General features: G+C 64.2%; 12 protein-coding genes. All 12 read left to right on the plus strand.

The genetic code is table 11. The features are described from left to right. The first annotated feature begins 46 nt into the window (after positions 1 to 46). The 12 genes from BG57_RS24440 to hutC all read left to right on the plus strand — a co-directional run bounded on the left by BG57_RS24440 (position 47) and on the right by hutC (position 11,978). On the plus strand, positions 47 to 976 hold the full coding sequence (locus tag BG57_RS24440; protein WP_052005975.1) for a MurR/RpiR family transcriptional regulator: 930 nt from the start codon (positions 47 to 49) through the stop codon (positions 974 to 976). Further along, on the plus strand, positions 973 to 1,941 hold the full coding sequence (locus tag BG57_RS24445; RefSeq protein WP_035968970.1) for an isoaspartyl peptidase/L-asparaginase family protein: 969 nt from the start codon (positions 973 to 975) through the stop codon (positions 1,939 to 1,941). Before BG57_RS24440 ends, BG57_RS24445 begins: the two co-directional genes overlap by 4 nt. After that, positions 1,938 to 3,839, plus strand: coding sequence for a dipeptide ABC transporter ATP-binding protein (locus BG57_RS24450; RefSeq protein ID WP_035968972.1), 1,902 nt, complete (start codon positions 1,938 to 1,940; stop codon positions 3,837 to 3,839). The genes BG57_RS24445 and BG57_RS24450 overlap by 4 nt, the downstream gene beginning before the upstream one ends. Before the next feature lie 52 nt (positions 3,840 to 3,891). Beyond that, positions 3,892 to 5,448, plus strand: coding sequence for a glutathione ABC transporter substrate-binding protein GsiB (gsiB, locus tag BG57_RS24455; RefSeq protein ID WP_035968973.1), 1,557 nt, complete (start codon positions 3,892 to 3,894; stop codon positions 5,446 to 5,448). A gap of 2 nt (positions 5,449 to 5,450) precedes the next feature. Beyond that, on the plus strand, positions 5,451 to 6,371 hold the full coding sequence (gsiC, locus tag BG57_RS24460) for a glutathione ABC transporter permease GsiC (RefSeq protein ID WP_035968974.1): 921 nt from the start codon (positions 5,451 to 5,453) through the stop codon (positions 6,369 to 6,371). A 7-nt stretch (positions 6,372 to 6,378) separates the two neighbouring features. After that, the gene (gene gsiD, locus BG57_RS24465; RefSeq protein ID WP_035968976.1) at positions 6,379 to 7,269 is read left to right on the plus strand and encodes a glutathione ABC transporter permease GsiD; all 891 of its coding nucleotides are present in this window, start codon (positions 6,379 to 6,381) and stop codon (positions 7,267 to 7,269) included. Next, entirely contained in the window at positions 7,266 to 8,291 is a 1,026-nt protein-coding gene (locus BG57_RS24470) for a DmpA family aminopeptidase (protein WP_035968978.1), read from the plus strand. Before gsiD ends, BG57_RS24470 begins: the two co-directional genes overlap by 4 nt. A gap of 109 nt (positions 8,292 to 8,400) precedes the next feature. Next, positions 8,401 to 8,628, plus strand: a complete 228-nt coding sequence (locus BG57_RS24475; RefSeq protein WP_035968981.1) for a hypothetical protein — start codon at positions 8,401 to 8,403, stop codon at positions 8,626 to 8,628. 8 nt (positions 8,629 to 8,636) lie between these two features. Then, a complete protein-coding gene (gene crcB / locus BG57_RS24480; protein ID WP_035968982.1) occupies positions 8,637 to 9,014 on the plus strand; it encodes a fluoride efflux transporter CrcB in 378 nt (125 codons plus the stop codon). 128 nt (positions 9,015 to 9,142) lie between these two features. Further along, positions 9,143 to 9,616, plus strand: coding sequence for a GNAT family N-acetyltransferase (locus BG57_RS24485; RefSeq protein ID WP_035968983.1), 474 nt, complete (start codon positions 9,143 to 9,145; stop codon positions 9,614 to 9,616). Positions 9,617 to 9,747: 131 nt separating this feature from the next. Further along, a complete protein-coding gene (hutH, locus tag BG57_RS24490; protein WP_035968984.1) occupies positions 9,748 to 11,286 on the plus strand; it encodes a histidine ammonia-lyase in 1,539 nt (512 codons plus the stop codon). Beyond that, complete coding sequence (hutC, locus tag BG57_RS24495) at positions 11,283 to 11,978, plus strand: histidine utilization repressor (RefSeq protein ID WP_035968985.1); 696 nt, start codon at positions 11,283 to 11,285, stop codon at positions 11,976 to 11,978. The genes hutH and hutC overlap by 4 nt, the downstream gene beginning before the upstream one ends. Positions 11,979 to 12,045: the final 67 nt, after the last annotated feature.

Raw genomic sequence — 12,045 nt, forward strand, 5'->3', positions numbered from 1 at the left:
TAAACATGCTTTCATCGCGACTACCCGACGAGCGTGCCGCCGCCTCATGTCCCGCCGTTTTCCGGTTTTACCGCCGATCAGCGCCGACGAGCCGATCGCGACGCGCATCGCTGCCGCGATGCCGGCGCTCACGCCGGTCCATCAGCGCATGGGCGCGTTCGTGCTGGCGAACCTGTTTCGCTCGGCGACCATGCGCATCGACGAATTCGCCGATGCCGTCGGTGCGTCCATCGCGACGGCAAACCGCTTCGCGCGGGCGCTCGGTTTCTCGGGCTATCCGGCGTTTCGCGATGCGCTCGTGCGCGGCTTCGAAGCGACGATCGCACCCGTCGAACGTTTGCGCTCGTCGCTCGAGACACCGGCGAGCGGGGCCGAAGTGTTCGAGGCGTCGCTCGCGCAGGCGGCGTCGAATGTGCGGCTGGCGCAAGCATCGGTCGATGCGGCGAAAGCCGATGCGCTCGTCGACGCCGTGCTCGGCGCGAATCGCGTGTTCGTGCTCGGCTACGGCGCGAGCGCGTTTCTCGCCGGGCTGCTGGAGCACGGCCTCACGCCGTATTGCGCGAATGTGCAGTCGCTGGCGCTCGCCGGCGGGCCATCGCACGCGGCGCGCCGGTTGTTCACGGCGTCGCGCGAAGACGTGCTCGTCGCAATCGCATTTCCCCGCTATGTCGACGACACCATCACGCTCGCGCGGCAGGCCCGCGAACATGGCGTGCGCGTCGTCGCACTGACCGATAGCGGCGCGTCGCCGCTCGCCCGCGTCGCGGATCTCGTGCTCGCCATCCGCGCCGAACGCCGGCTCGCCGCGAATTGCGACACGGCCGTACTGGCGGTCATCGAAGCGCTGTGCGACGCGGTCGCGCATCGCGCGAAACGATCCGTGGAAGCGGCGTCGGGACTCGCGGAATTCGTGCTGCCGTGGCTCGCGGCTGCATCCATCGAACAAATAACTCGAACGGAGCCGCGCGAACCATGAGCGCCATTCCAGTCATCGCGATACACGGCGGCGCGGGCACGATCCTTCGCTCGGCCATGAACGCCGAAGCCGAAGCGCGCTATCACGCTGCGCTCGCCGGCGTGCTGCACGCGGGCGAACGCATTCTCGCCGGCGGCGGCCGCGCGCTCGACGCCGTCACCGAAGCCGTGCGCCTGCTCGAAGACTGTCCGCTCTTCAATGCGGGCCACGGCGCCGTGTTCACGGCAGCGGGCACGCATGAACTCGACGCGTCGATCATGGACGGCGCGACGCTCGAAGCCGGAGCGATCAGTTGTGTGAGGCACCTGAAGAACCCGGTCCTCGCCGCCCGCCGCGTGCTCGAGGTGAGCGAGCACGTGATGTTCACCGCCGCCGGTGCGGAAGCGTTCGCGCTCGAGCAAGGGCTCGAGTTCGTCGAGCCGTTGTATTTCCATACCGATGCCCGCTATCAGCAGTGGCTGAAGGCGCGCGGCACATCGCGTACGTTGCTCGATCACGATGCAGCCTCGCAGGCCACGGACGAAGACGATCCGCTCGATCCTACGAAGAAGTTCGGCACGGTCGGCGCGGTGGCGCTCGATGCGAACGGCCATCTCGCCGCCGCGACATCGACGGGCGGCGTCACGAACAAGCAGGCTGGCCGCGTCGGCGACGCGCCGTTGATCGGTGCGGGCTGCTATGCGAACGATGCGACCTGCGCCGTCTCGACGACCGGAACCGGCGAGATGTTCATCCGCATGCTCGCGGCGTATGACGTGTCCGCGCAGATGGCGTATCGCGGCGTGACGCTGGAGGAAGCCGCACGCGATGTCGTGATGAACAAGCTGCCGCGCATCGACGGACGCGGCGGGCTCATCGCCGTCGATGCAAAGGGCAACGTCACGCTGCCGTTTAATACCGAGGGGATGTATCGCGGTTATGCCCATGTGAACGCAACGCCGGTCACGGCGATTTACCGCCCATGACGACGACGCTTACCTTGCCTGATTCTCGCGTAATCGACGTGCGCGATCTGTCGGTCACGTTCCGCTCGCGCTCGCGGATCATCGAAGCCGTGCGCGGCGTCTCATTCACGGTAGATCGCGGCGAAACGCTTGCGATCGTCGGCGAATCGGGCTCGGGCAAGTCGGTGACGTCGCTTGCGCTGATGCGGCTCGTGGAGCACGGCGGCGGTGCGATCGCGGCGGGCAGCATCGCGTTTCGCCGGCGCAACGGCAACGTGCTCGATCTGGCGCGCGCTTCGTCAGCGACGATGCGCACCGTGCGCGGCGCGGACATCGCGATGATCTTCCAGGAGCCGATGACATCGCTCAATCCGGTCTTCACCGTCGGCGATCAGATTGCGGAAGCGATCTCATTGCATCAGGGCAAGAGCCGCTCCGAAGCGCGCCAGGAAGTCTTGCGCCTGCTCGATCTCGTGCGGATTCCCGAAGCGCGCAACGTGTTCGCACGCTATCCGCATCAGCTTTCGGGCGGGATGCGCCAGCGCGTGATGATAGCGATGGCGCTTTCGTGCAAGCCCGCGCTCCTCATCGCCGACGAACCGACGACCGCGCTCGACGTGACGATACAGGCGCAGATTCTGCAACTCGTGCGTGGCCTGCAGGACGAGATGAACATGGCCGTGATCTTCATCACGCACGATATGGGCGTCGTCGCGGAAGTCGCGGATCGCGTGCTGGTGATGTATCGCGGGGAGAAGGTGGAGGAAGCGGTTTCGGAGGAAATATTTCGGAAGCCGAAGCGTTCGTACACGAAGGCACTGCTTGCCGCCGTGCCGACGCTCGGCGCGATGCATGGCACGCATCGTCCGGCGAAGTTTCCGATTGTCGAGGTCGAGCCGGCGGACGCCGCTCCCGACGATGCCAGCGCGCTGCGGCCATCGGCGGCAGTGGAGCATCAGGTGCAGCCCGCCGTCGATGAAACCAGTCCGCCGATCTTGCGCGTGCGCGATCTGGTCACGCGCTTTCCCGTGAAGACCGGGCTTTTCGGCCGCACGACTGCAGCGGTGCACGCGGTCGAGCGTGTCAGCTTCGATCTGCGGCAGGGCGAAACGCTTGCGCTCGTCGGCGAATCGGGCTGTGGAAAATCGACGACGGGGCGTTCGCTCCTGAGGCTCGTCGAAAGCCAGAGCGGTTCGATCGAGTTCGACGGACGCGACATTAGCGCATTGCAAGGCCACGAACTCCAGGCTTTGCGCCGCAATATCCAGTTCATCTTTCAGGACCCGTTCGCGTCGCTCAATCCGCGTCTGACCGTCGGCTTTTCGGTAATGGAGCCGCTGCTCGTGCATGGCGTAGCGAGCGGGAAAGAAGCGCAGGCGCGAGTCGACTGGCTGCTCGAAAAAGTCGGCTTGCCGCCGGAAGCCGCGCAACGTTATCCGCATGAATTCTCGGGCGGACAGCGTCAGCGCATTGCGATCGCCCGTGCGCTGGCACTGAATCCGAAGGTCGTCATCGCGGATGAGTCCGTCTCCGCACTCGATGTCTCCGTGCGCGCGCAAATCGTGAATCTGATGCTCGATTTACAGCGCGAACTGGGCATCGCGTATCTGTTCATCTCGCATGACATGGCGGTGGTGGAGCGCGTGAGCCATCGCGTCGCGGTGATGTATCTCGGGCAGATCGTGGAGATCGGGCCGCGTGCCGCCGTGTTCGAGGCGCCGCGTCATCCGTACACGAGAAAGCTGATGAGCGCGGTGCCCGTTGCCGATCCCGCGCGCCGTCATGCGCAGCGCATGCTCGCCGCCGATGAAATCCCCAGTCCGATACGCAAGCTCGGCGACGAGCCGACGGTCGCGAAACTCGTCGCGGTCGGGCCGGATCACTATGTCGCCGAGCATCACGTCGGCGGCGCGTATTAGGTTTCCGGAAGCACATCGTAGCGCACCATAACGTCAAGCAAAGGAGTTCACGATGCCGTCCTCTCGTTCCCTCACGCTGCGCCGCGTTTTCACCGCGAGCGCAGTCGCCTCGATGATCGCGTGCGGTTCCATGACCGCGTATGCGCAAAGCACTGCGGTCATGGCCGTCGCTTCGACCTTCACGACGCTCGATCCCTACGACGCCAACGACACGCTCTCGCAGGCCGTGTCGAAGTCGTTCTATCAAGGGCTCTTCGGCTTCGACAAGGACATGAGGATCCAGAACGTGCTCGCCACGAGCTACGAAGCGAGTCCCGATGCAAAGGTCTATACGATCCATCTGCGGCAGGGCGTGAAGTTCCACGATGGCACCGACTTCAACGGCGATGCCGTGAAGGCGTCGTTCGACCGCGTGATCGATCCGGCGAACAAGCTCAAGCGCTATAACCTCTTCAACAAGATCGAGAAGACCGAAGTGCTCGATCCGTACACGGTCAGAGTCACGCTGAAGATTCCGTTCTCCGCGTTCATCAACGTGCTTGCGCATCCCTCGGCGGTGATGATTTCGCCGGCCGCGCTTCAGAAATACGGCAAGGAGATCGCGTTTCATCCGGTCGGCACGGGACCGTTCGAATTCGTCGAATGGAAGCAGACCGACGACCTGAAGGTGAAGAAGTTCGCGGGCTACTGGAAGAAGGGTTATCCGAAGATCGACATGATCGACTGGAAGCCTGTCGTGGATAACAACACGCGTGCGGCGCTCATGCAAACGGGCGAGGCGGACTTCGCGTTCCAGGTGCCGTTCGAGCAGGCGGCCACGCTCAAGTCCAGCCCGAAGGTCGATCTGATTGCCGCGCCGTCGATCATTCAGCGTTACATCAGCATGAACATGGGCCAGAAGCCCTTTGATAACCCGAAGGTGCGCGAAGCCCTCAACTATGCGATCAACAAGGAAGCGCTCGTGAAGGTCGCGTTCGCGGGTTATGCGATGCCTTCCGAGGGCGTCGTGCCGCAGGGCGTCGACTATGCGACGAAGCTCGGCCCGTGGAAATACGATCCGGCGAAGGCCCGCCAGTTGTTGAAGGAAGCGGGCTATCCGAACGGCTTCGAAACGACGCTCTGGTCCGGCTACAACCACACGACCGCGCAGAAGATCATTCAGTTCGTGCAGCAGCAACTCGGGCAAGTGGGCGTGAAGGCGTCGGTCGAGGCGCTCGAAGCCGGGCAGCGCGTGCAGCGTGTGGACAGCGCGCCCGATCCGGCCACCGCGCCCGTGCGGATGTACTACATCGGCTGGTCCTCGTCGACGGGCGAAGCGGACTGGGCAATATCGCCATTGCTCGCGAGTTCGTCCATGCCGCCGAAGCTGTCGAATACGGCGTACTACAAGAACGAGAATGTCGATGCCGACTTGCAGAAGGCGCTCGCGACCACCGACCGCAATGAGAAAGCCGCGCTCTACGCCGACGCCCAGAAGCGTATCTGGGCCGATGCGCCGTGGATCTTTCTTGTCACCGAGAAAGTGGTCTATGCGCGCAGCAAGCGGCTTTCCGGCGCGTACGTGATGCCGGATGGCTCGTTCAATTTCGATGAGATCGCCATCAAGTAACGATGCTCAACTTCCTTGCGAAGCGTCTGCTCGGCCTGCTGCCGACGCTCTTCATCGTCGCGGTGCTGGTGTTTCTGTTCGTGCATCTGTTGCCCGGCGATCCGGCGCGTCTCGCAGCCGGAGCCGAAGCGGACGAGGCAACGGTCGCGCTCGTGCGTGCCGATCTCGGTCTCGACAAGCCGCTGCCGCAGCAGCTCGTGAGCTTCTTCAGCAAGGTCGTGCACTTCGACTTCGGCATGTCGACGCGCAGCAAGCGGCCCGTCAGCACCGAGATCGCCGAGCGCTTCATGCCGACGCTATGGCTCACGCTCGCCAGCATGGTGTGGGCGGTGGTGTTCGGCATGGCGATCGGCATCGTGTCGGCGGTATGGCGCAACAAGTGGCCCGATCGCATCGGCATGACGCTCGCGGTCTCGGGGATATCGTTTCCGGCGTTCGCGCTGGGGATGCTGCTTATCGAGATCTTCTCGGTGAAGCTCGGCTGGCTGCCGATCGTCGGTGACGGCAGCTGGCAAAGCTATGTGCTGCCGTCGCTCACGCTCGGCGCGGCGGTGGCCGCCGTCATGGCGCGCTTTACGCGGGCATCGTTCGTCGAAGTGCTGGGCGAGGACTTCGTGCGAACCGCGCGAGCGAACGGCGTGCATGAGCCGATGGTCATCGTGAAGCATTGCCTGCGCAACGCGATGATTCCTGTCGTCACGATGATGGGCCTGCAGTTCGGTTTCCTGCTGGGCGGCTCGATCGTCGTCGAGAAGGTGTTCAACTGGCCGGGCCTCGGACGCCTGCTCGTGGATGCCGTCGAGATGCGCGATTACCCGGTGATTCAGGCGGAAGTGCTGCTGTTCTCGCTGGAGTTCATCGTCATCAATCTGGTCGTGGACGTGCTCTATGCCGTCATCAATCCGACCATCCGGTTCAAGTGAGGAACGCATGAGTGTCACCGCCAGAGTCGCCAGCAGCGGCCAGCAGGAAATACGCACGCCGTGGAGCGAGTTCTGGCGCAAGTTCAGGCAGCAGCACGTCGCGCTGGTCGCGGCGGTGTTCGTGCTGCTGCTCGTTCTCATTGCGATCATCGCGCCTTATATCGCACCGTATGATCCAGAAAACTACTTCGATTACGATGCGCTCAACGCGGGGCCATCGGCCGCGCACTGGTTCGGCGTCGATTCGCTGGGCCGCGATATCCTGAGCCGCATTCTCGTCGGCAGCCGCATCTCGCTGACGGCGGGCCTGGTGAGCGTCGTGATCGGCGCGGTGATCGGCACGCTGTTCGGCCTGCTCGCCGGTTATTACGAAGGCTGGTGGGACCGCATCGTGATGCGCATTTCCGACGTGCTGTTCGCGTTTCCCGGCATCCTGCTCGCAATCGGCGTCGTGGCGATTCTCGGCAACGGCATGGTGAACGTCGTGTTCGCCGTCGCCATTTTCAGCATTCCCGCGTTCGCGCGGCTCGTGCGCGGCAACACGCTCGCGCTGAAACATCTCACGTATATCGAGGCGGCGCGCAGCATCGGCGCATCGGACTGGACGATCATCGTGCGGCATATCCTGCCGGGCACGATATCGTCGGTGGTCGTGTACTTCACGATGCGCATCGGCACGTCCATCATCACGGCGGCCAGTCTTTCGTTTCTCGGCCTGGGCGCGCAGCCGCCGACGCCCGAGTGGGGCGCGATGCTCAACGAAGCGCGCGCCGACATGACGATGGCTCCGCACGTCGCAATCTTCCCGAGCCTCGCGATCTTCTTCACGGTGCTCGCGTTCAACCTGCTTGGCGACGGCCTGCGCGATGCGCTCGATCCGAAGCTGGACCGGCCATGAAGAACGCACCGCATATCGGCTTGCTGGAAGCGGGCGCACGCGGCACGATCGCGGATGTCGCCGGCGTGAGCGTCGGACATTGCACGCTCGATGCCGGCGACGTGCAGACCGGCGTGACCGTCGTGCGTCCGCATGACGGCGACCTGTATCGCAGCAAGGTTCCCGCTGCGGCGTGCGTGATCAACGGCTTCGGCAAGAGCATCGGGCTAGTCCAGATCGAAGAACTCGGCGTGCTCGAAACGCCGATTGCGTTGACCAATACATTTTCTGTCAGCACGATAGCGCAAGCGCAGATTCGTTCGGCCTGCGAATCAAACGGGAAGATCGGGCGCGACTGGCCCAGCGTGAATCCGCTCGTGCTCGAATGCAACGATGGCTATCTGAACGACATGCAGACGTTCGCCGTCGAAGAGGCGCATTACCGCGACGCGCTCGCCGCCTGTTCGAAGGACTTCGCGCGTGGCGCGGTCGGGGCGGGACGCGGCATGTCGTGCTTCGAACTGAAAGGCGGCATCGGCACGGCCTCGCGCATTGCACGCATCGAAGGGCGCGCGTACACGACAGGCGCGCTCGTGCTCGCGAACTGCGGCCGCCTGCCGCAACTCACTATCGCGGGCGATGCGGCAGGGCGTGGGCTGCACGCGGCGATGCAATCGAACGCCGGCCCCGAACAAGGCTCGATCATCATGCTCGTCGCCACGGACGCGCCGCTCGATTCGCGTCAGCTGCGCCGCCTCGCGATGCGCGCCGCAGCGGGACTCGCGCGCACCGGCTCCGTTTATGGTCACGGCAGCGGCGACATCGCGCTGGCGTTCTCGACGGCGTACGCGGTCCCGCATGACGCCGCTTTAATCGCGATGCCGCCGCTGCTGAGCGATGCCTTCATCGATCCACTGTTTCAGTCGACTGCCGACAGCATCGAACAGGCCGTGCTCGATGCGCTTTTCAGCGCGGAAAGCGTGACTGGCCGTGATGGTCATCGGCGGATATCGCTGACGGATGCACTCGAAGCGCAACCCTGAACGGACCCGGCTGGCGCGCTCGATTGCCTTTCGGCAATGTCGTTCATGTTACGGTGCGAGGCTGAAGTATCGTTAGAATGCCGATAGCTGGCTTTCGCAGGCGACGTTCATGCACGACATAAAGCTCGAACACAACGATGACATGGCGCTCGATCCCGCCGATCCTGCGCTCGTCATGCGCGGCTCGCTCTTCATCGACGGCCACGAGGCGGGCTGCTGGGAAGCGCGGCGCGACGGCACGTGGGCGGCGCATCTGCGGCACGAGCGGGGATGGATCGTCGAGCCAAGCCGCGCTGCGCTCGTCGAACGGCTCGCGAACTTTCATTCAGATCACTAAGTTTATTCATGTACCTGTCGATTTTCGCCGTGGGACTCGGTGGCGGCCTTGGTTCGCTGCTCCGATGGGCGCTTGGTCTGCGCCTGAACGCCATCTTCCCGAACCTGCCGCTCGGCACCTTCACGGCCAATGTCATCGCGGGGTACATCATCGGCGTGGCGGTGGCGTTTTTCGCGCGCTTTCCAGACATTTCGGTCGAATGGCGGCTCTTCGTCATCACCGGATTAATGGGCGGGTTGTCCACGTTCTCGACGTTTTCCGCGGAAGTGGTCGCGCATCTTCAGCAGGGACGGCTCGGCTGGGCGTTCATCGAGATCGCGACGCACGTCGGCGCGTCGCTTCTGATGACCGCGCTCGGGATCGCGACCGTCGCTGCGGCGAGCTGATGCCGCCACACCTTTTCGCGTTTGCCGCGCGCCTGTTCCCTACAATTTCGTCCCGCGTCAACTGACGCTCCACTTCGCTGCGCCTGCAGCGGCTTTACTCATTGACCGCAAGAAAGAAGGTGAAAGACATGTCCGTGTTCCCGCTTATCGAAATCAGACCGTACCGGCCGAGCGATCTCGACGGCATCATCGATCTGTTTCTGCGCGCGGTGCGCGAGACGGCATCGGCCGATTACAACGAAAAACAGATCGAAGCGTGGGCGCAAGCCGACCCCGACGAATGGGCGCTGGCCCGTGCGAGCCGCCCGACCTGGGTGGCGTTCACGGACGGCCAGCTCGCCGGTTTCGCCGATCTCGAGGAGAACGGGCTGATCGACATGATGTTCGTGCACCCCGATCATCAGCGCAAAGGCGTGGCGACGGCGCTGCTCGCGCGCATCGAAGCCGAAGCCGACGAAGCCGGCATTCGCGTCCTGCACACCTATTCCAGCGCGACGGGCCGGCCGTTCTTCGAGTATTGCGGCTTCACGATGCTGCTCGCCCGCGCAGCCGTCATGCGGGGCCAGCGGTTCGTGCAGCTCGTCATGGAAAAAGTGCTGTAAGGCTCGCGACATCTGTATAGACAAGAGGCGGCATCTTCCGGATTTCGTCTCAGTGGAATCCCGGGGTCCCCCTTGTTTCGTCGTTTATGCGCGTTTAGACTGGCGTCTAACTTGTATAGACAGGACGAAACATGATTACGCTGACGCCCGGGAAACTCACGCTGCCGCAACTGCGCCGCATCGCACGCGGCTCCGACTCGCTGCGCCTCGATCCGGCGAGCTTCGACGCCATCGACGCGAGCGCGCGCGCCGTTGCCGCGATCGCCGCCAAGGGCGATCCCGCTTACGGCATCAACACGGGCTTCGGGCGGCTCGCCAACACGCATATTCCTGCTGATCAGCTCGAACTGCTGCAGCGCAATCTGGTGCTGTCGCATGCGGTCGGCGTCGGCGAGCCGATGTCGCGCCCGGTCGTGCGCCTATTGATGGCGCTCAAGCTGTCGAGTCTCGGGCGCGGTCATTCGGGTATTCGCCGCGAAGTGATCGAGGCGCTGATCACGCTATTCAACGCCGACGTGCTGCCGGTTATCCCCATCAAGGGCTCGGTCGGCGCATCGGGCGATCTCGCGCCGCTCGCGCATATGTCGACGGTGCTGCTCGGCATCGGCGATGTAATGGTGCGCGGCGAACGCGCGAGCGCCATCGACGGCCTCGCGGTCGCCGGACTCAAGCCGCTCACGCTGCAGGCAAAGGAAGGGCTGGCGCTGCTCAACGGCACGCAGGCGTCGGCGGCGCTCGCGCTGTACAACCTGTTCGCAATCGAAGACCTGTTCCGTACCGGGCTGGTGGCGGGCTCTCTGTCGGTGGATGCGGCGGCGGGTTCGGTCGTGCCGTTCGATGCGCGTATCCACGAGTTGCGCGGGCATCGCGGGCAGATGGACGCGGCAGCCGCGTATCGCACGTTGCTGGAAGGCTCGGGCATCAATCTGTCGCATGCGGATTGCGAGAAGGTGCAGGACCCGTACAGCCTGCGCTGCCAGCCGCAAGTGATGGGCGCGTGTCTCGACCAGATGCGCCACGCGGCCGATGTGCTGCTGATCGAAGCGAACGCCGTTTCTGATAATCCGCTGATTTTCCCCGATACCGGCGAAGTGCTGTCGGGTGGCAACTTCCATGCGGAACCCGTTGCGTTCGCCGCCGACAATCTCGCGCTCGCCGCAGCGGAAATCGGCGCGCTGGCCGAGCGCCGCATCGCGCTTCTGATCGACGCGACGCTGTCCGGCCTGCCGCCGTTCCTCGTGCGCGATGGCGGGGTGAATTCCGGCTTCATGATCGCGCACGTGACGGCGGCGGCGCTGGCGTCGGAGAACAAGACGCTCGCGCATCCCGCTTCCGTCGATTCGTTGCCGACCTCCGCGAACCAGGAAGACCACGTTTCCATGGCCACGTTCGCCGCGCGCAAGCTCGGCGATATTGCGAGCAATACCGCCAACATTCTGGCGATCGAACTGCTCGCGGCGGCGCAAGGCGTCGATCTGCGCGCGCCGCACAAGACGAGCGAACGGCTCGACAACGTGATGAAGACGCTGCGCGCCCACGTTGCCCACTACGATCTCGACCACTACTTCGCACCCGATATCGCGGCTATCGCGACGCTCGTGCAGGACGGCGAGATCGCCAGGCACAGCCCGTTCTCGTTCGCATCGGAAGCGGCGGAAGCGAGCGCATGAGCACGCCCGCGTATCGCGAGATTAAGGATTACATCCTCGCGCGCATTCACGTCGGCGAATGGAAGGAGGGCGATCAGGTGCCCTCCGAAAACGAGCTTGCGCGCGAATTCAAGGTCGCGCGCATGACGGTGAACCGCGCGCTGCGCGAGCTGACGGCCGAGCAAGTGCTGACGCGCGTGCAGGGTGCGGGCACGTTCGTCGCGCAGCCCAAGTACGCGTCGACGCTGGTCGAGATTCGCAGCATCTCCGATGAAATCGTCGCCCGCGGCCATGCGTATCGCGCGGAAGTGCTGCATCTGGGCGCATCCATCGTCGATGAAACGCTCGCCGCCGAGATGCAGCTTGCGCTCGGCAGCCCGGTGTTTCATTCGCGCGTGCTGCACTTCGAGAACGACGAGCCGGTGCAGCTCGAGGAGCGCCACGTGAACCCGGCGCTCGCGCCCGAGTACGCGCGGCAGGATTTCACGACGATCACGCCGAATCAATATCTGATGGTGGCCGCGCCGTTGCAGCGGGTGGAGTACCGGATCGAGGCGTCGGTGCCGTCGGCCGGGATTCGTCACGCGCTTGCAATGACCGAGCACGAGCCGTGTCTGCTGCTGCATCGGCGCACGTGGTCGCGCGACGCGGTCGCGTCGGTTGCAAATCTCTGGCATCCGGGCGACCGTTATCAGTTCACCGGACACTTCTGACGTGAAGATCATCCGCGCTGCTTCGCTCAACGACGTGCCGTGGAAGAACGGCGGCGGCATCACGCGC

Source organism: Caballeronia grimmiae (genome assembly GCF_000698555.1).
In the GTDB taxonomy this organism is placed as follows: Bacteria; Pseudomonadota; Gammaproteobacteria; order Burkholderiales; family Burkholderiaceae; genus Caballeronia; species Caballeronia grimmiae.